General features: G+C 46.3%; 20 protein-coding genes and 1 other annotated feature. Of the genes, 6 read left to right on the top strand and 14 right to left on the bottom strand.

From position 1 onward, the window contains the following. Positions 1 to 58: 58 nt before the first annotated feature. The 7 genes from trpA to trpE are packed head-to-tail and all read right to left on the bottom strand — an operon-like array spanning position 59 to position 6,353. Positions 59 to 844, bottom strand: a complete 786-nt coding sequence (gene trpA, locus CQS04_RS11610) for a tryptophan synthase subunit alpha (RefSeq protein ID WP_100354285.1) — start codon at positions 842 to 844, stop codon at positions 59 to 61. Then, complete coding sequence (gene trpB, locus CQS04_RS11605; RefSeq protein WP_100354446.1) at positions 844 to 2,046, bottom strand: tryptophan synthase subunit beta; 1,203 nt, start codon at positions 2,044 to 2,046, stop codon at positions 844 to 846. Before trpB ends, trpA begins: the two co-directional genes overlap by 1 nt. Continuing rightward, positions 2,046 to 2,657, bottom strand: a complete 612-nt coding sequence (locus CQS04_RS11600) for a phosphoribosylanthranilate isomerase (RefSeq protein WP_100354284.1) — start codon at positions 2,655 to 2,657, stop codon at positions 2,046 to 2,048. Before CQS04_RS11600 ends, trpB begins: the two co-directional genes overlap by 1 nt. Continuing rightward, a complete protein-coding gene (trpC, locus tag CQS04_RS11595; protein ID WP_100354283.1) occupies positions 2,644 to 3,432 on the bottom strand; it encodes an indole-3-glycerol phosphate synthase TrpC in 789 nt (262 codons plus the stop codon). The genes CQS04_RS11600 and trpC overlap by 14 nt, the downstream gene beginning before the upstream one ends. Continuing rightward, positions 3,429 to 4,442: an anthranilate phosphoribosyltransferase gene (gene trpD, locus CQS04_RS11590; protein ID WP_100354282.1), complete on the bottom strand. Its 1,014-nt coding sequence runs from the start codon at positions 4,440 to 4,442 to the stop codon at positions 3,429 to 3,431. Before trpD ends, trpC begins: the two co-directional genes overlap by 4 nt. After that, the gene (locus tag CQS04_RS11585; RefSeq protein WP_100354281.1) at positions 4,426 to 5,001 is read right to left on the bottom strand and encodes an anthranilate synthase component II; all 576 of its coding nucleotides are present in this window, start codon (positions 4,999 to 5,001) and stop codon (positions 4,426 to 4,428) included. The genes trpD and CQS04_RS11585 overlap by 17 nt, the downstream gene beginning before the upstream one ends. Beyond that, positions 4,998 to 6,353, bottom strand: coding sequence for an anthranilate synthase component I (gene trpE / locus CQS04_RS11580; protein ID WP_100354280.1), 1,356 nt, complete (start codon positions 6,351 to 6,353; stop codon positions 4,998 to 5,000). Before trpE ends, CQS04_RS11585 begins: the two co-directional genes overlap by 4 nt. Positions 6,354 to 6,414: 61 nt before the next feature. Beyond that, positions 6,415 to 6,616, bottom strand: a binding site (T-box leader). 174 nt (positions 6,617 to 6,790) lie between these two features. Here trpE and CQS04_RS11575 point away from each other — a divergent pair. After that, positions 6,791 to 7,213, top strand: coding sequence for an ion channel (locus tag CQS04_RS11575; RefSeq protein WP_100354279.1), 423 nt, complete (start codon positions 6,791 to 6,793; stop codon positions 7,211 to 7,213). Here the strand turns inward: CQS04_RS11575 and CQS04_RS11570 are convergent. Continuing rightward, complete coding sequence (locus CQS04_RS11570) at positions 7,155 to 7,955, bottom strand: ABC transporter substrate-binding protein (RefSeq protein WP_100354278.1); 801 nt, start codon at positions 7,953 to 7,955, stop codon at positions 7,155 to 7,157. The two genes, CQS04_RS11575 and CQS04_RS11570, sit on opposite strands and share 59 nt — an antisense overlap. Before the next feature lie 150 nt (positions 7,956 to 8,105). On the opposite strand from CQS04_RS11570, the gene CQS04_RS11565 reads away from it, so the two are divergent. Both CQS04_RS11565 and CQS04_RS11560 read left to right on the top strand, forming a co-directional pair. Next, positions 8,106 to 8,672: a GNAT family N-acetyltransferase gene (locus CQS04_RS11565; protein WP_100354277.1), complete on the top strand. Its 567-nt coding sequence runs from the start codon at positions 8,106 to 8,108 to the stop codon at positions 8,670 to 8,672. Positions 8,673 to 8,789: 117 nt separating this feature from the next. After that, positions 8,790 to 9,773, top strand: coding sequence for a ring-cleaving dioxygenase (locus CQS04_RS11560; RefSeq protein ID WP_100354276.1), 984 nt, complete (start codon positions 8,790 to 8,792; stop codon positions 9,771 to 9,773). A 198-nt stretch (positions 9,774 to 9,971) separates the two neighbouring features. On the opposite strand, the gene CQS04_RS11555 is transcribed toward CQS04_RS11560, so the two are convergent. From CQS04_RS11555 to CQS04_RS11530, 6 genes are all read right to left on the bottom strand, one after another. Next, positions 9,972 to 10,427, bottom strand: a complete 456-nt coding sequence (locus CQS04_RS11555) for an antibiotic biosynthesis monooxygenase family protein (protein WP_100354275.1) — start codon at positions 10,425 to 10,427, stop codon at positions 9,972 to 9,974. A gap of 15 nt (positions 10,428 to 10,442) precedes the next feature. Next, positions 10,443 to 11,618 (bottom strand): aminotransferase class I/II-fold pyridoxal phosphate-dependent enzyme, encoded by a 1,176-nt coding sequence (locus tag CQS04_RS11550; RefSeq protein ID WP_100354274.1) that lies wholly within the window; start codon positions 11,616 to 11,618, stop codon positions 10,443 to 10,445. A 78-nt stretch (positions 11,619 to 11,696) separates the two neighbouring features. Further along, positions 11,697 to 12,998, bottom strand: a complete 1,302-nt coding sequence (locus tag CQS04_RS11545) for a cryptochrome/photolyase family protein (RefSeq protein ID WP_165775528.1) — start codon at positions 12,996 to 12,998, stop codon at positions 11,697 to 11,699. Then, positions 12,991 to 13,692 (bottom strand): ABC transporter ATP-binding protein, encoded by a 702-nt coding sequence (locus CQS04_RS11540; RefSeq protein ID WP_100354272.1) that lies wholly within the window; start codon positions 13,690 to 13,692, stop codon positions 12,991 to 12,993. The genes CQS04_RS11545 and CQS04_RS11540 overlap by 8 nt, the downstream gene beginning before the upstream one ends. Positions 13,693 to 13,696: 4 nt before the next feature. Next, complete coding sequence (locus CQS04_RS11535; protein ID WP_100354271.1) at positions 13,697 to 14,761, bottom strand: ABC transporter permease; 1,065 nt, start codon at positions 14,759 to 14,761, stop codon at positions 13,697 to 13,699. A 4-nt stretch (positions 14,762 to 14,765) separates the two neighbouring features. After that, positions 14,766 to 15,194, bottom strand: coding sequence for a hypothetical protein (locus CQS04_RS11530; RefSeq protein WP_100354270.1), 429 nt, complete (start codon positions 15,192 to 15,194; stop codon positions 14,766 to 14,768). A gap of 102 nt (positions 15,195 to 15,296) precedes the next feature. Here CQS04_RS11530 and CQS04_RS11525 point away from each other — a divergent pair, with 102 nt between their 5' ends. The 3 genes from CQS04_RS11525 to CQS04_RS11515 all read left to right on the top strand — a co-directional run bounded on the left by CQS04_RS11525 (position 15,297) and on the right by CQS04_RS11515 (position 19,204). Then, positions 15,297 to 16,193 carry a MerR family transcriptional regulator gene (locus CQS04_RS11525; protein ID WP_100354269.1) on the top strand — a complete coding sequence of 299 codons (897 nt, stop codon included), beginning with the start codon at positions 15,297 to 15,299 and terminating at the stop codon, positions 16,191 to 16,193. A gap of 95 nt (positions 16,194 to 16,288) precedes the next feature. After that, the gene (fabI, locus tag CQS04_RS11520; RefSeq protein ID WP_094943106.1) at positions 16,289 to 17,065 is read left to right on the top strand and encodes an enoyl-ACP reductase FabI; all 777 of its coding nucleotides are present in this window, start codon (positions 16,289 to 16,291) and stop codon (positions 17,063 to 17,065) included. A gap of 105 nt (positions 17,066 to 17,170) precedes the next feature. Beyond that, a complete protein-coding gene (locus tag CQS04_RS11515) occupies positions 17,171 to 19,204 on the top strand; it encodes a catalase (protein ID WP_100354268.1) in 2,034 nt (677 codons plus the stop codon). Positions 19,205 to 19,298: the final 94 nt, after the last annotated feature.

The raw sequence follows: 19,298 nt of genomic DNA, 5'->3' as shown, positions 1-19,298 counted from the left end.
TAGTCAGCAAAGAAAGACCCGATTCTCCTTAATGGAGGATCGGGTTTTTTGTGATGTATCACACGCGAGTCGTCACTGCTTTCGCTGCATCCAGCAAGGGCAAGATCGTCTCTTCATGGCCATTCGCAAACGCATCGACCACAAAACTTCCCACAATGACACCATCTACAACTTCTCCAAGTTGCGTGACGTGCTCCGGCGTTGAGACGCCGAACCCCGCCATGACTGGTACAGGGCTCACCTGTTTCAGCTCTCTCAAATGGTCAAACGTCACTTCTGGAAGCGTCTGACGCGTTCCTGTAATTCCGTTAACTGTTACAGCGTAGACAAAGCCTTCCGAAGCTTCCGCAATACGGCGCACTCGTTCTGCAGGACTTGTCAAACTGACGAGTTGGATCAAATCGATCGAAACAGGTTGCAACACGTCTCGAAGCAAATCTGATTCTTCAAGAGGCATGTCTGGAATGATCACACCTGCGACTTGCGCTTTAAAAGCCAACCCAGCAAACTCCTCTAAGCCAAGCTGGAGTACTGGATTCAAATACGTCATGATGACGATGGGAATTGTCACGTCTTGTTGAAGTCGCTCCACTTCTTCTAAAACCTCGCGCAAAGTTGTTCCATGCGAAAGGGAGCGAAGGCCTGCTTGTTGGATAACAGGTCCGTCAGCAACAGGGTCTGAAAAGGGAATCCCGAGTTCGACGGCTGTTGCACCGGCGTTCTGAAGGAACAAGAGTTGCTCCTTCAAAGCACTAAGTCCACCATCTCCCGCCATGATATACGGAATAAAAGCAGTTTCTCCGTTTTCAACGCGTGACGTAATCGCCGTTGTTAATCTACTCATTAGACATCCTCCTTCTGGCTCAGGGCTTCGCGGATCGTGTGCACATCTTTATCGCCACGACCGGATAAGCAGATGACCACGTGATCCTCTGGTGTGGTCTCCGATAATAAAGTCTCCAAGTGAGCCAGTGCATGCGCCGACTCTAGTGCTGGAATAATTCCTTCCGTTTGCGCTAAGAGCTGCAGTGCCGTCAACGCTTCTTCGTCGGTCACGGATGTGTACTCGACACGACCTAAATCGTGTAGGTAGCTGTGTTCAGGTCCAATGCCCGGGTAATCGAGCCCTGCTGAAATCGAATGCGCTTCTTGGATCTGTCCCGCTTCGTCTTGGAGTAAGTGCATCATCGCACCATGCAACACTCCGACTTTCCCACCAGTCAGGCTCGCTGCATGCTTTCCACTAGCAACACCATGCCCAGCCGCTTCTACACCAATTAATTTCACTGTCTCATCTTGAATGAATGGGTAGAACATTCCCATCGCATTACTGCCTCCACCGATACAAGCAATCACATGAGTCGGTAACTGATCAAACTGAGTCAGACTCTGACGACGCGTCTCTTGACCGATCACCGATTGGTAGTCTCGCACAATCTGAGGAAACGGGTGAGGTCCTAACACAGAACCCATGATGTAATGGGTGTCTTCAACATGTGTGACCCAGTAGCGGAGCGCCTCATTCACCGCATCTTTCAAGGTGCCACTTCCTTGTGTGACTTCTACGACTTTGGCACCTAAGAGCTCCATGCGAAAGACGTTCAGTTGCTGGCGACGAATATCTTCTTTCCCCATAAAGATTGTACATTCAAGACCAAATAGCGCACTGACAGTTGCAGTAGCAACACCGTGCTGACCCGCTCCCGTTTCCGCGACGACTTTCTTTTTACCCATCCGTTTAGCGAGTAGGGCTTGCCCGACGGTATTGTTGATTTTATGAGCTCCTGTATGATTTAAATCTTCTCGTTTGAGATAAATCTTCGCTTTTCCATAATGTTTTGTCAGACGTTCTGCAAAATAGAGCGGGTTCTCCCGGCCAACATAGTTCTCTAAATAATAGCGAACTTCTTCTTGAAAGCTTGGATCTTGTTGTGATTCTTTATAAGCGGCATCCAGTTCTGTGAGTGCATGCATCAACGTCTCTGGAACAAATTGCCCGCCGTAAGGACCGTAACGGCCACGAGTATCTGGTGCTGAATAGGTTATCATAAGGAAACCTCCTGTACGGCGCGAATAAACGCCTTGATTTTGTCTGAGTCTTTACGTCCGTCAGTCTCTACGCCACTTGATACATCTACCATGAGGGGTCTTATACGCGTGATGGCTTCTCCTACATTGTCTGGGTTTAAACCACCTGCCAAAATAAAGGGTCGTGCTTCTACGTGCTTCTCGACTAAGTCCCAATCAAATGTGTGACCGGAACCTCCGCGGAAATCGGTTCCAGGTGCGTCAATCAGAACGAGAGGAGCGGCATCACGGAAAGCTCGGTCTACGTCTTCTGCGTTTCGAATAGAGATGGCTCTGATGACAGGTACTTCGATCTGTTCATACAGTGAAGCACTTTCATCTCCGTGCAGTTGAACGTAATCTAGAGGAACTGTTTTGACAATCTCATTGATTTCTTCGGCACTAGAGTTGACGAACACGCCAATCTTTTTAACGGAAGCAGGGATACCTGCAGCTAGTTCTTGCGCTTTCTCGGGAGAGACTTGGCGTTTACTTGGTGCGAAGACAAAGCCAATGGCATTAGCGCCGGCTTCTACAGCTGCCTGTACATGTTCGGCTTCTTTCAAGCCACAAATTTTAATGCGTGTCATGAACTTTTCTCCTCACTTTCAAAGACTGTAGCGCATCTTCCACGGAACTGCTCCGGACGAGCGATTCACCGACTAGTAAACCTTTCGCTCCACATGAGCTAAGCCGTTCGGCATCGTCAGCCGATTCAATCCCGCTTTCGCTGATCAAGTGAACGTCCGTAAGATCTGCAACGCGTTTTGCTAACCGTTCCGTTGTTTCTAAGGAAACTGTAAAGGTGCGAAGGTCTCGGTTGTTGACGCCGATCAATTCGGCACCAAGTTGAAGAGCCATCTCCAGCTCCTCTTCATCGTGGACTTCGACCAATACCTCAAGTCCTTTTGAAGTTGCGTACCTGTAGAGGTCGTGCAAGTCTTGTTTATCAAGAGCAGCCACAATCAACAGAATGATGGAGGCCCCGTAGCTGTAAGCCGCATCGATTTGAATCCGGTCAATCACAAAGTCTTTGCAAAGGACAGGGAGCGGGACAGCCTGTGCCACTTGCTCCAAATCCGTAAAAGAGCCTTGAAAATACTTGGAGTCCGTAAGTACTGAAATGGCAGCAGCTCCTCCTGAAACGTAGCGAGTTGCTTGCGCTACAGCATCTAAGTCTTTGTAGATCAGTCCCTTAGAAGGAGAAGCGCGTTTGATTTCAGCGATTACTTCTAACGTGTCAGACGCTCTCAGTGAATCAGCAAGACGCAAACGTTTTCCAATAGTGCGCTGAGGCAAGTGGGTTAACTGAAGCTCCCGGACCTCGTGTTGCTTCGTTTCTAAGATGGTATCGAGTATGGTCATGACGTCACCTCCGTGCGACTAGGATACGTAGTTAATTGTTTTAAGGCAGCACCTGATTCTATAGCTCGGCGCGCTTTAGCTATACCTTCTTGGAGTGTCTCAACTGCTTCAGCCGCTAACAGGGCGAGTCCCGCATTCACTAAAGTAGTGTCCAGATACGCAGAAGGTGCGCCAGCCAACACTTGATGAAGAATGGCTGCATTGGCCTCCGCTTCGCCCCCTGCAATCGAACTTCGAGGATGTGCCGGTAACGCAACTTCTTGAGCTGTAAACTGGTGTGTCGTAATTTCATTCTCATGAAGCATCGTATACGTCGTCGTCCCATCTAATGAGGCTTCATCAAGTTGTCCTTCTCCTGTGACAATGACGACGCGTCTGCGGCCTAATAGCTTGGCAGCTTGTGCGAGCACTTCCTGGTACTCTGCTTTGTAGACGCCGATCAGTTGGTGGCGAAGTGTATATGGGTTCGCTAACGGACCGATTAAATTAAACAAGGTCGGTCGGCCTAATGCTTTGCGAATCGGTTGAATCTGTTTCATAGAAGGATGCACATCTGGGGCAAACAGAAATGTCAATCCGTTCGATGTGAGCTGCTCGGCACTTTGTTCTGGGGATAACGAAATCTCTAAACCTAGTGCAGCGAGCACATCCGCGCTTCCTGAACGGCTAGAGATGCTGCGATTGCCGTGCTTGGCCACATAGACTCCACACGCTGCCACGACAAACGCTGCAGTAGTACTGATATTAAAGCTTCCCGACTGGTCACCGCCTGTCCCGCACATGTCTAGTAAATCCAATTCGACTTCCGGATAGCGAACCGCTCGTTCCATCAAGGCATCTACTGCGCCAGCTAATTCTTCGGCCGTCTCTTTTCGGTCATGGAGCGCCACAAGGATAGCAGCAATCACGTCAGGATCGGCAGTCGTTTCAAAAAACGCACTGACCAATTCTTTCATCTCACGTCGGTTCAAAGTATCTCCTAGCAAAATCCGATTATAAGTAGCTTTCACTTGGCATCACTCCTTGTAAAAATTGAGACAGTCGCTGTCTGCCATCTGGTGTTCCAATAGATTCCGGGTGGTACTGCATCCCGACGATTGGCAATGTCCGGTGACGCATCTCCATGAGCGCACCGTCTTCTCTCGCATAACTAACAGCCTGTAAGTCATAGGGAAGGGAAGAGGCATCCACGGCTAACGAGTGATAGCGCATCACACGACCCAGTGCTTCTCTAGTGACCGAATGCTCAAGCATCGAACTCTTCCCATGGACGATAGTTGGAGCAGACACGACGGAAGCTCCAAAGCACAGCCCGATCAACTGATGCCCGAGACAGATTCCGAGAAAAGGGATTTCCTTATGGAAGGTATTGAAAATTTGTTGCGTAACCACATAGTCTTTTGGATGACCTGGTCCAGGTGACAATACGATAGCTTTAGGCTGCATTTCTTGGATGCGTGCTACAGACAAAGTGTCATATCGTTCTACGAGAACTTCTTCGCCGAGTTCTTCTAAATACTGGGCAAGATTATAAGTAAACGAATCATAATGATCAATCAATAAAATCATTGGAAGACCTCCAGTAGGGAGCGCGCTTTGTGAAGCGTCTCTTCGTATTCTTTTTGCGGGTCCGAGTCGTAGACAATCCCTGCGCCAGCTTGAATGTCGATGAAACCTTCTGTGATGACAGCAGTCCGAATCGCCAGTGCTGCGTCTAAATTCCCTGCTGCACTCAAATAGCCGACAGCTCCTGCGTACACACCACGTTGCACAGTCTCGAGTTCATTGATCAGCTGCATGGCTCGAATTTTAGGAGCTCCTGAGACAGTTCCTGCTGGCAAGCAAGAAATAAGAGCGTCCAGTGGATGAATGTCAGGCTTCAACTGACCTTCTACTTCAGAAACGAGATGCATGACATGCTGGTACCGTTCGATTTCTTGATACTTGGTCACCTTCACCGTCCCAGCTTTGCTCAATCTCCCGACATCGTTTCGGGCCAAGTCGACTAGCATGTCGTGTTCGGCACGTTCCTTTGTGTCCTGAAGTAAGTTACTTGCATGTTCTTTATCTTCTGCTTGAGTTGCGCCACGAGGACGCGTTCCTGCAATCGGATTGGTCTGGACGATGCCATCTTGGACGCGAACAAAGCTTTCCGGAGAAGCACCAAGTACCACGGCGTCATCAAAATCGATATAAAACATATAAGGAGACGGGTTCACCCGACGAAGTTTTCTGTAATAAGCGAATGGTGTCTGTGCGATAGGTGCTGACAAACGCTGTGAAAGTACTAACTGAAAGATTTCGCCTTGTTGGATCCATTCTTTAGATTTCTCGACGCGCTGTAAAAAGACGTCTTGTGTTGTGTTTGACTGGAAAGTGAGCGGCAGCGCCTCTTCAGGTAGCTCGTCAGCGGGTGTCGTTTGAAGCTCACTAGCTACACGTTCCACTTCAACGGCATCGCCCTCACTATTCAAGATGGTTACGGTATGGGTTTGGTGATCATAGACGACTACGGTTGGATACCATAAAAAGTAGATATCAGGAAGTTGGCGCTCCTTTGGAAGCGGAATCCCTGTTGGCTCGTAATGACCAAGTACTTCGTAACCGATATAGCCGATGGCACCTGTAGAAAAAGGGAAAGGCCCGTCTGAAAGTGGTGCTGGCAACGCCTGCTTGAGTAGCGTCATCGCGTCACCGAAGACCGTTTCGCTAGTGCCGTTTGTAAAGTCTCGAATGCTTAGTGTGCCTTTATCTCCTCGGTATTCCTTAGAAGGCGTACATCCAATAAACGAATAACGACCACTTGCTTCGTGCTTCAGAGAACTCTCTAGCAGAAATTTTCGTTGGCCTTGCAGACGGTGGAAAATGGTGATAGGGGTAAGGGAGTCTCCGTTTAGAGACTTGTGAATGTAAGATGTCATGTTTTGAAGCTCCTCTCGTCAAGGAGCAGAGCACAAAAAAGCCCCCCACAGGCAAAAGCCTGCAGAGGGCGAGTGATCGCGGTACCACCTCTGGTTTAGAGTCTGTTCGACTCTTTCTCCACATCCGCTAACGGGGATGATCCGTTCTTCCTTTTCAGAAGACTCTCCAAAGTCCATTCCAGTCGCGTCTATGTCCGACTTGCACCACCCGTCGGCTCTCTTAGCATACACTGCGCTGTACTCTTCTTTGTCGAGGATTTCTCGGCTCTGCTCACTTAGCTATCTTAACTCTGCTCACGGGCGATGGCGGCTCTCCGGCATCTTCAACCCATTCCGAACAAAAAGTTTCGTCTATCGTATCGTGATTTCAAGGAGAAGTCAATGAATACATGTCTTGTTTTTAGGGTACATAAATAAAAAACAAACGAGGTGAAGACATGACAACAGCGTTACTAGTGGTCGCGATTGGCTTTGTCTTAGCCAATCTTTTTTATTTTTTCAGAAACAAAGCATTTAAGTATGGTCGAATGGATTTTATGCTTTTCGTCAATTTATTTTTAGTGATGATCGGTATCTGGTTAGCATTTGCTGCAATTTATTTTGCCTTGTCAATGGACAAACCCGCCGTACTTGAAAATACGCAACCATTTGATCCAGTAGAGGTTACTTGGTCCAATATGATTTATTTCAGCGGAGTTACGTTGTTATCGATCGGATATGGAGATATGGTTCCTAGTGGAATTGCCAAATTTTTCGCTTTACTAGAAGCCGGTCTCGGCCTTTTGTTACCAGCAGCCTTTTTTATTCAGTCCTTGCAACCTCGCGCAGTTGATCAACCAATAAAGCGTAATACGGACTAGCTTCAAGCATTTTCGAGCCGTACCAGAACATTTCGCCGTCTACTAACAGGCTTGGAGTATCGGGTAAAATGGTAGCGAGCTCTTTTTGATGTTTTTCTGAGAATGGAAAGGGTTCGGAACTCAATAGGATTGCATCTGGAGCAAGCTCTTTAAGCAATTCTGGTGTCAAATCAGGATATCTGCCTTCTAGATGTTTTGCAGCATTTTCAAGTCCTAAATGTTCCAGAACAGACTGGATATATGTCGTGTTCCCGACTACCATGTATGGCTTCCGCCAAATAAAATACAGCACGCGTGAGTTTTGAAGTTTTGGTAGACGTTCAAATGCGAGTTTCGCGTCCTTTGCAATTGTTTCGGCTTGTTCGAGGTGGCCAGTCACCTCACCGAGATCCTGAATCAAGCGGTACGAGTCGTCTATAGTCTGTACTTCCATTACTACGACAGGAGCGATTGTAGAAAGCGCTTCAACGGTCTCTTTCGTGTTTTCTTCTTTTTCTGCTAAAATCAGATCGGGCTTTAGTGCACGAACTTGATCGATGTTGACATCTTTTGTGCCACCAACATGAGGAAGTCTTTCAACTTCACCTTTTGGAAAGATACAAAATTTAGTCCGTCCGACTATATGCTCTGTTGCATCAAGCGCGAATAAGGTCTCCGTAATCGCAGGACAGATCGAGACGATGCGCTTTGGAAAATCAGGGATTTGTAATTCCCTATTCAATTGGTCTGTAAACGTCCTCATCTCAAAAAACTCCCTTTTTATGTTTAAGTATACCGAAATCAGGGTAAACAAGTCATGGTGAGGATTTTTATCTAGCCTGATTTTTCCTCAACTGCATCGGCAAAAAACAAAAATCTCCGGGCAATGAAAAATTCGAAGGAGCTACGAAACATGAACTGGTATACAAAGCTGAATCAATATTTCCCTGTAGAAGAAATGAAGTCACGTGAACATATGGAAACCTTACTTGAAGAAAAAGGGAAGGTGTACCGTAAAGACGAAGGTCCGAAACATGTCCTGATGTATGTAGAGTTTGAAGACTTTATCTTCGTTGATTATCTATTTGTTTCGAAAGAAGCACGTGGGGAAGGTCTAGGGAAAAAACTACTTGAAAAATTAAAAGCTAAAGGGAAAACTATCTTATTAGAAGTTGAGCCTGTGAATTATGAAGATACAGATACAGAAAAACGATTACGTTTTTATGCGCGTGAAGGCTTTGAACACGCAACACAGATTGGCTATAATCGACGTTCATTAGCGACTGGTGAGAATACAGTACTCGAAATTTTATACTGGACGCCAGAACCTCGCGATGAAAAAGAAGTCTATGAGGCTATGAAGTGGACATACGAAAACATTCACACGTATAAAGATAAAGAATTTTATGGGGAATCGTATGATCCGACGAACAAGGTACTCACGTTCTTAACGGAGAAAAAAGATTCTATCTTAGATTAAAAAATACCCACCTGTCTTGTCTTGAACAGGGCAGGTTTGTTTTCGAACTAATATCTTGAATTCGAGATAAATATCCGGTATACTCAATTTATAGAAAAACAGAGGAGGCACCAACCAATGAACGAATTAAAAGGGATCCACCACGTAACCGCTATTACCAGCAGTGCCGAAAAGAACTATGAATTTTTTACGTATGTGCTAGGCATGCGTCTTGTCAAAAAAACGGTGAACCAAGATGATATTCAGACGTACCACTTATTCTTCGCGGACGATCGCGGCAGTGCAGGTACGGATATGACCTTCTTTGATTTTCCTGGAATTCAAAAAGGCTCACACGGAACGAATGAAATTTACCGCACGTCTTTTCGAGTGCCGACAGACGCAGCGCTTGACTATTGGGTAAAACGCTTCGACCGTTTAGGTGTGAAAAACAGCGGTATTGAAACGATGTTTGGCAGACAAGTTGTGAAATTTGCCGACTTCGATGATCAGCGTTACCAGCTGATCTCAGATGAAAACAACGAGGGAGTGGCTTCTGGAACACCGTGGCAAAACGGTCCGATTCCACTAGAGTTTGCAATCACCGGACTAGGTCCGATCGTCTTCCGCTATGACCGAGTAGACTTCTTGAAAGAGATGCTAGACAAAGTATTAGGATTCCGTGAAGTAGCTACAGAGGGCGATATCACATGGATGGAAGTAGGCGAGGGAGGAAACGGGGCAGCAGTAATCATTGAGAAGAACGTTATCTTGCCGCCTGGACGACAAGGCTTTGGTACTGTTCACCACGTAGCTTTCCGTGTGGAAGATCGAGATGCGCTGAACTTCTGGATCGACCGCTTGAATCAGATTGGTATTCCATCTTCCGGATATGTCGACCGCTTCTACTTTGAATCGTTATATGCGCGCATCGCACCACCATTACTGTTTGAGTTTGCTACAGACGGCCCTGGATTCATGGACGACGAGCCGTATGAGACATTAGGTGAGAAACTTGCGTTGCCACCGAAATTTGAAGGCCGTCGTGAGCAGATCGAGAAACTCGTGCGTCCAATTGATACAGTCCGTAGCACGAAAGATATTCAGAAAGAATATGAGTGATTGGCTAGCTTTCCCTGTAGGGGAAAGCTAGTTTTTTCTTTAGTCGAAAGGAATTCGAAATTTGCGTAAAGAAACTCTAAATCTGTTGAATAGCTTCTCGAATTTGTCTAAAGGAACGCTAAATTTGTCGAAGAACGAGCGCTCAGCTCATCTCGGCGACTAAAAAACCACACTTCCTGAAAGAAGTGTGGTGAAAACTTACGCTTTATAAGTAGTTACAAAACTCGGCCCATCAAAAATCGCTGGGCGCTTGTCGATTCCTTCATCTGTACCGCGTTTTGCATGCGCTTTTGAATAGGCCTGAGAAGATTGCCAGTCCTTAAAGTTCTTTTCATCTTCCCATTCCGTCAAAATAACATACGTATTGGAATCCATCGGACGCATCACGCGAATTGCAATGAAGCCGGGCTCATCTTCAATTGCTCGAGCGCGGTTCATGAACCGCTGTTCAAATACAGGGCGTCCTGCTTCCGTGACGGGGATGTTGTTCAGTACAAAAAATCCTTTTTCAGAAAGCTCCCCGGACGAATCGATCACTTCGTAGCCGTGACCGTCGACTTCTTGAAGCGTCTCATATTCATTGATATAGCGTTCCGTTTCGCCTTTCAAATGAAAGCCACTCACTTGTGGCGAGTCAGTCAAATAAATGTACATAGCTAAACGTCCTCCTTATCCAACTTCAATCGGTTGGAGAGTTTTTAAAGCTTCGAGTGCTTGTTTCAACACTTCTACATCTTTCACTAAGGCAATTCGTGCGAACCCGTCACCTTCTGTTCCAAAGATAGATCCTGGTACCATCACGACACCGGTCTCTCGTAGAACGTGGAATACAAACTCGGTGTCCTTCATTGGGTAAGGATAGGCTGCCCAGATGAACATGCCGCCATTAGACGGAGCCACTTTCCAGCCAAGCTCTTCAAGTCCTTGTCTCAATACGTGATGACGTTCTGAGAACACACGGCGCAGATTGTCCGTGATTTCCTCAGCGTGAGAAAGGGCCGTAATGGCAGCTTCTTGGATCGGTTCAAAAATGCCGTAGTCGAGATGGGATTTTAAACTTTTGATCACTGCGATCAACTCTGCATTCCCAGCGATGTAGGCAATGCGTGCTCCAGCAAGACTAAATGTCTTAGAAAGAGAATTGATTTCGAGCCCGACTTCTTTAGCGCCTGGAGTAGCCAAGAAGCTTTTCGGACCACTTCCATCAAAATAAAATTCAGCGTAGGCCGCATCATGTACCACGATGATGTTGTGTTTTTTAGCAAAAGCTACGACATCCTTGAAGAATGTCTCATTTGGCAGTGCAGGCACCGGGTTGCCTGGTAAATTTAAAATTAGTAGTTTTGCTTGATCCGCGATGTCATCCGGAATCGAAGCGATGTCTGGCAAAAATCCGTTCTCTTCATCAAGAGAGAGGTAATACGGTGTTGCGCCGGCTACATGAATTCCAGCATCATAGGCAACGTAAGCCGGATTGGTTGTCAAAACGATATCTCCTTCGTCGCAGAAAGCAAGAGGGAGGTGGACGAGTCCTTCCTGTGACCCCATCGTCTGAATGATTTCTGTCTCAGGGTCGAGAGTGACGCCCATCCGATTTTTGTAGTAAGTAGCGACCGCCTCGTAAAAACGAGATGTTCCGGTCAATGTATAGCCATAAGAAGTGGCAAGCGCACTTTTCTCTGAGAGGGTCTGTCGGACCGCTTCCGCTGGAGGGAGATCTGGACTGCCAAGACTCAGGTCATAGACAGGTAAATCGTTTGAGACACGGATGGCCGCGGCTTTTTTCAGTTCTCCAAAAATCGATGTAGGGAAGCGTTCCATTCGTGTTGCAGGTTGAAAATTCACATGCGTCACTCCTTAACTGATTGGATACAATACCTTCTCAGTATAGCACGGGTTGTGTTGTGTAGACGTACATCTGTGTTATTTTATAGATTTATACGCTTCCAGTGCACGTTCTCGAGCTTCTTTGTGGTCGACAATCGGTTCTAGACCTTGATCTGCTTTCCAGTGGTGAACATACTCTTCATTTTTATCAAACTTTTCAAGCTGAGTCGTCGGGTTAAAGATTCGGAAGTACGGGGCAGCATCAATGCCTGTGCCAGCAACCCACTGCCATCCCATCCCGTTGTTCGCCTCATCATAATCGACAAGTGTTTCTTTGAACCACTCGGCACCCCATTGCCACGGAAGAAGAAGGTGTTTGGTCAGGAAAGAAGCGGCAACCATTCGCACACGATTGTGCATCCAACCTGTTTCCCAAAGCTGTTTCATTCCTGCGTCCACAAGAGGGTAGCCAGTCTCTCCACGCTTCCACTTTTCGAAATCGGCATGACTCGCTTTCCAAGGAAACGAATCAAACTCCGAGCGAAGTGCTTTTGTTTCAAGCGTCGGATGCTCAAGAAGTTGACGCTTAGCAAACTCGCGCCACACCAATTGCCTTAAGTAAGGTTCTGCATTCTTTTCGCGTTTTGCAGCGTAATAGACTGCACGCACACTCAGATTCCCCCATGTTAAATACGGAGAGATTTCAGAAGTCGCCGCAGCGTCAGGGAAATCGCGCATCTTTTTATAGTCCTCGATGTCTTCTTTCGCAAACTGCTGAAACTTCTTAATGCCTGCTTTTTCACCTGGCGACCAGTGGTTTGCAAACTTCTTTGTCCACGGATGATCGGGAAGGAGCTCTAACTCTTCAATCGTTTTTAGCGTCTTGGCTCGAATCCCTTGCCACTCTTCCGGCATCGCAATGGGGCGCTTCACTGTCTCTTGTTGCGAGCGTTTGTAGAACGGCGTAAAGATGGAATACGGCTCTCCGTTTTCTTTCGTCAGCTCGTGATGAGGGAACAGCAGGTCCCCATCTAGTGCTTGATAGGAGATGGACTTTGCGTCTAAAGCTTTTTTAACAGCAAGCTCCACTTTTCGTTCATCCGTTGCGTAGCTATCATTCCAAAGCACCTGGTCGCAGTTGTGGTTCTCCACAAGTTTTGGAATACAGATTGTTGGGTCTTCATCCGTAACTAATAACTTGATTCCCTTATCGTGAAGAGCAGTCTTTAGTTCCTTCAGTGATTCTTCAAGCCACCAGCAGGAAGCCTCGAGTTTACGCATCTCAGGTGATAGAGTGAAAAGGGCTAGCACCCGGCCATCATGACCAGCTTGTGCTAGCGCAGGGTGATCGTGCAGACGGAGGTCACGGCGAAACCAGACGAGGGAGCGTTTACTCATGAGCAGTGCCTTCTTTAGGTGTATGATCCTCTTCACGTAACGTGCCATCCGTCATTTTAAAGACCCGGTCGCAGTAATCAATTAACCGCGTATCGTGCGTGACGACTAAAGTTGTCGTCTGTTTCGACTTCGTCTCTTTTTGAAGCAGCTCCATCACTTCATAAGCACGCTCTGAATCAAGAGAAGCCGTCGGTTCATCGGCAAGAACTATGGAAGGGTTTGTGTATAAAGCTTTTGCGATAGCCACTCGTTGACGCTCCCCTCCAGATAAATCTGACGGGTATTTGTTACGAAGTTCTTCGATTCCAAGGTCTTTATAGAGCTCTTCGAGTTCTTGGTCATTCAACGTATCTTTTTTGACTTTCTTTAACAGCATCATCTGATTATGAACCGTCAAGAACGGCACTAAGTTAGAGGCTTGCAATATAAAGCCGATTTCGTTTAAACGAACTTTGGAGAGCTTCTTTTCATTCAGTTTCGCAAGAGACGTCCCGTTGATCACCACGTCTCCTTCACTTGGTGTTTGCAGGCCCCCAGCAATCGTTAAGAAAGTACTTTTTCCAGAACCGGAGGGACCAATGATAGCAATCATCTCGCCAGCTTGAGCTTGAAAGTTCGTTTCTTTTAATGCTTCTACTTTTTTATGGCCCGTGCCGAATGTCTTTTTCGCTTGTTTGAGTTCGAGTACTGTCATGTCATCACGCTCCTATTGCTTTCAGTGGGTCGATTCTTACAATGGTAAGCACAGAGAAGATCGCTCCTAAAATGGCAACAGCGATTAACACAACGCCGTAGATAGCCATAGCGACTCCGTCAAACTGGACAGGTACCGCGTTTGGAAGGAACAGGCCGGTCACTAGAGTCAGCACATAACCTGTAACGACACCCACTGCCGCGAGTATAAACGTTTGCGCAACGACAGAGCGTGCCAAGTAGCCGTTGGAGATCCCTTGTGCTTTCATGACGCCAAACATGTTGATTTTCTGAACCGTCAAGACGTATAAGAAAATCGCAACAATGGTCGCTGAAATGATGAATAAGAAGTAAATCATAAAGTCGAGCGTCAATTTTTGTTCTGTGTAACCTGGTAAATTTTCAATAAATGTCTGTGTATCCACGATGGCCAGATCTTCAGGCGCATCGAGTGCTGATAAATCATCTGCACGGATGACGATACCGTTTACTTGATCTGCGTTCTGCTCAGTCGCTTCTCCAAAACGCACGGTTTGGAACGTCTCGAGTGAGGCATAGAGGACCGGTGCTGCGTTAAAGCGAGCATCTTCTGTGAATCCGACAATAGTCAATTCCTCATCCGAAGAAGAGAGGGTCAATGTGTCTCCAATTTCAAATCCTTCCTCTTGTAAGAAATCTGCGGCTACAACTTCGTTCTCGTCCGAGAACAGTTCCCCTTCAGAGACATCGGGAGTGATAAATTCATTTTCGTCGATTCCAAAGATAGCAACACCTTGTTTTAAATCACCACTAGTGACAATCGTATTTAACTGACCGAGTACCGCTGTTTCCGCGTCTATCGAATCCGCATCTTCAATAGATAAAAATGACTGCGGCAAACTTTGGTCGGAGTCTTCTGTCAACATGATGCCGTCGCCAGCCCACTTATCAACAGCTTCTCGGTTTAAATTGGCCAGTCCATTTGCCAGTCCCGTCAAGAAAAAGACGAGGTACGATACGAGAAAGAGTACCCCGATCACAAGCGCAAAGCGCAATTTGTTCTTTTTGATTTCATTCCATGCTAAAAACATCTAGTCATCCTCCTGTCTTGTTGTAAAGTCTTTGAAGCATCCAAGCGACTACCCACCCATAAAGCAAATGGCCTGTTTGCCACCAAAATAGTGCGCTTAGATCTGTGACTTCTGGTGTTCGGTCTGAGAAGCCTGTCGTTGGATAGATAACCATTCCAATCACTAAAGCTGTCAATACGGTGTAAAGAAATGGCTTTTTCCAGCGATTCCAAAGCCACGCATAAATAAAAGCCAATACAAAAGAAACAATCATGTGGAAGCTGATCTCAATCCATTCTGGGAATGTATAGTTCTTCAAAACGGGAATATAATCAACGTTCAACAACAGTGTATAAACTTTATCCCCAGTCAACCATTCAATGAACTTGAAATAGTAATTTAAAACGAGCCCTGAAATGAGTCCGACTAGCAAGATACGGCCTACTTTATCCATACATTCAACACATCCTTTACAACAATTATACAGAAAGATTGTTTTTCTCGTCAAATAGTTGTACAATGTTAACAAATCAACAAATTGAAAGGAGGCCGACCAATGAAAGGGAATTACAACATCCAACAGGTCTCTGATGTTACCGGCTTGTCGAAACAAGTCATTCGGAAATGGGAAGAACGGTACCAATTGATTGAACCCGAACGTATGGACAACGGCTACCGCTTGTATCAGGATCAAGATATTGCGACACTCCTCCGGGTGAAGCGTCTTTCAGATGAAGGCTATACAATTAAGCAAGCAGCGTTACTAATTGAAAAAGAGCGAGAAGCAGAGCAATCTGGGAATTCGTTAACACCTGTTCCAGTTGTAGAGGAATGGAACGATTATGTATTTAAACTTCTCGAATATGGTGCCAACTGTGAGGAACTTGAGTTAAATCGTACCTTGCATCAAGCACACCAGGATTTAGGCCTCGACCTTTTCCTTAGCTCCGTCGTCCTACCTTTTTTAAGAGAAGTCGGGACACGCTGGGAGAAAAAACAGTGGGATGAGTATCAAGAAGCCGTCTCGAGTATGGTCGTGCGTGACTTTTTAGTCCAGATTCGCAGAAATTATCCGTACCGTGAAGACGCGCCACTCGTTCTCGGTGCTTGTATTCCAGGAGAATATCATGAAGTGCCTCTTCACATTCTCCTTCTTCAATTTATGGTCCGTGGTTGGAAGTCGTTTATGATCGGTGCTTCTCCTGCATCTGGATCCATTGAATCTCTAGTAGAGCGACTGCGTCCTAAGTTTGTATTATTATCAGCTTCTACAACTGTTCCCTTAAAACAACACCCGGAAACGATGGAAAAGCTGAATGAGTTCGCGAAGAACTACCCAAAAATCAAATTCTTCGCTGGTGGAAAAGGAATGGAGAGTTATTTGCAGACGCATCACCTAGATGCTATCAAATTTGCACCTGACCTAAATGCCATCTTAGAAGAAGCGCTATAAGTTTCCTGTAGCCTGTCGACATCGACAGGCTTTTTATTTTGTGCTACACTCAATTTAGTAGTAGGTACTAATAACAGTTAATAATGGAGGTTGCTATGCGAGATATTATCAATCTGTCTGGAAAAAATGTAGTCGTGATGGGTGTGGCCAACGAGCGCAGTATTGCTTGGGGAGTGGCGAAGTCTTTATTTGATGTAGGAGCAAATGTTATCTTCACATACCGTAAAGAACGATCTCTTGGTAAAATTCAAAAGGTTTTAGAAAAAGAAGGTCGTGAAGCGGCAGTCATCCAATGTGACGTTAATGATGACGCGAGCATCCGTCAAGCATTTAGTGAAATCGGAGAAAAATTTGGCGTCATCCACGGTGTCGTGCACTCCATCGCTTTTGCACATGCAGAAGATCTTCACAACAATTTCCTGCAGACGTCTCGCGATGGCTTTGCCTTTGCACAAGATACAAGCGCCTATTCGCTCATTGCTACGGCACGCGAAGCGAAACCGTTCATGACAGAAGGCGGCTCGATTATCACGATGAGTTATTTAGGAGCGGAACGCGTTCTAGATGGTTACAACGTCATGGGAGTAGCGAAAGCTTCTCTTGAAGCTTCTGTTCGTTACTTGGCTAACGATATCGGAAAAGACGGGATTCGTGTCAATGCAATTTCAGCTGGAGCTATTCGTACGCTAGCTGCTAAAGGCGTTCCGGCTTTCAATGAAATTCTTCATCAAATCGAAGCAAAAGCACCACTAAAGCGAAATGTAACGCAACAAGAAGTAGGAGACATGTCTGTAGCGCTTCTAGGCGATACTGGGCGTGGAGTCACAGGAGAAGTCATCTACGTCGATAGTGGCTATCACATCATGGCTTAACTTGATACAACAACCTAATCCAATTTCCTGGATTAGGTTTTTTTTAATGGGATTAGGGAAGAGGGTAATGGAAAACGAAAGTCCATTAAAAGGAGGAAGCCCACTTTGACGAATCAAGATAAGAACAGCAAGCAGCAGCAGCTCGACCAGTTCCGTGTGAATGATCAAGACCAGGCCCTCACGACCAATCAAGGCCTCAAGATGGCGGAAGATGAATTCTCATTAAAAGCCGGAGAACGAGGTCCCACATTAATTGAAGACTTTCACTTCAGAGAAAAAATGACCCACTTCGACCATGAGCGTATTCCAGAGCGAATTGTCCATGCTCGAGGAGAAGGTGCGCATGGCGAATTCGAACTTTATGAATCGCTCGAGGACTACACAAAAGCCGAGTTCCTCAATGACACTTCTAAAAAAACACCTGTATTTGTTCGCTTTTCTACGGTTGCCGGTTCACGGGGGTCAGGAGACTTAGCTCGTGATGCACGTGGATTCGCCACAAAATTTTACACCGAACAAGGGAACTACGATCTTGTTGGAAACAATATTCCAGTATTCTTCATTCAAGACGCCATCAAATTTCCGGACCTAGTTCATTCAGTTAAACCAGAACCACATAATGAAATCCCGCAAGCAGCATCTGCTCATGATACATTCTGGGACTTTGTCGCAAACAACCAAGAGTCCGCTCATATGGTCATGTGGACGATGTCTGACCGTGCCATTCCACGTAGCCTACGTATGATGGAAGGCTTCGGTGTGCATACATTCCGCTTGATTAATAAAGAAGGAAAATCCCATTTTGTGAAGTTCCACTGGAAACCTGTACTCGGAACACATGCAGTCGTTTGGGACGAAGCACAAAAGATTAACGGGAAAAATCCAGATTTTCACCGAGAAGACCTATGGCAATCCATCGAAAATGGAGACTTCCCTGAATGGGAACTCGGTCTTCAAATCATCGCGCAAGAAGATGAATTCAAATTCGATTTTGATATTCTAGATCCTACTAAGTTATGGCCAGAAGAAGATGTGCCGGTGAAACTAGTCGGCAAGATGACGTTGAACCGCAATCCGGACAACTTCTTCGCAGAGACCGAGCAAGTGGCGTTCCATCCAGGTCACCTAGTACCCGGAATCGATTTTACAAACGATCCGTTACTGCAAGGTCGCTTGTTCTCGTACACAGATACTCAGTTGATTCGTTTAGGCGGGCCGAACTTCCATGAGTTGCCGATCAACCGACCGGTCTGTCCGTTCTTCAACAACCAGCGAGATGGTTACGGCCGTCAAACAATCAATGTAGGCCGCGTGAGCTATCACAAAAACTCTTTAGCAAACAATACACCGCATACGACGCCAGAAGAAGAGGGCGGCTTCAGTCATTATGAAGAGAAAATCGATGCTCGCAAAGTGCGTGCGCGCAGCGAGAGCTTCAAAGACCACTTCTCACAAGCAACCATGTTCTTCAACAGTATGTCAGAAGTCGAGAAAAAGCACTTGATCGATGCGATGAGTTTTGAGCTCGGAAAATGTAAAGAGCCAAGCATTCGCGAACAAGTCGTCGAGATGTTCAGTCACGTCCATATCGATCTCGCAGGGCCAGTGGCTGAAAGTTTAGGCCTTCCTGTACCAACTGAGAAAGGCCCTTATTCAGACAAGAAATCTCCAGCCCTAAGCATGCTGAACACGAAAATGAAGCCAGACACTCGCAAAGTAGCAGTACTGACTTCAGTCCACGCTTCTGGTGATGTCCAAGCTGTCGTGGATTCTTTAAAATCAGCTGGCCTACAAGTCGAAGTGGTGGCAGAACGCCAAGGGAAACTTGATAGTGGTCTTGAAATCGATCAGAAGTTCCTAACAGCAGATTCTGTCTTGTATGATGCAGTTGTTGCAGTAGCCGGTCCAGATGCTTCAAACGTTTATAAGAAAGAAGCTTCGACTTTCTTACAGGAAGCATTTGATCATGTGAAACCAATTGGTTCCTCTGGCGACGGCAAGCAATTACTTGAGCACCTCGGATTCACAGGCGAGCCGGGAGTCATCGATGACGTACTCTCTGGCTCATTCGCTGACACGGTAGCCAAACACCGCTTCTGGGAACGTGAACTTGGCGGAGAGTCCAACAACAAACAATAACAAATTTAACCCGTCCGACAAAAATCATCGGGCGGGTTTTTTGGTGGTAGGTACTTTTGTAAGTAGCGATTGCTTGAAAGCAATCGTAAGAATA

This window comes from Chryseomicrobium excrementi, assembly GCF_002798305.1.
Taxonomy (GTDB): domain Bacteria; phylum Bacillota; class Bacilli; order Bacillales_A; family Planococcaceae; genus Chryseomicrobium; species Chryseomicrobium excrementi.
This window is presented reverse-complemented; position numbering and strand designations above follow the sequence as displayed.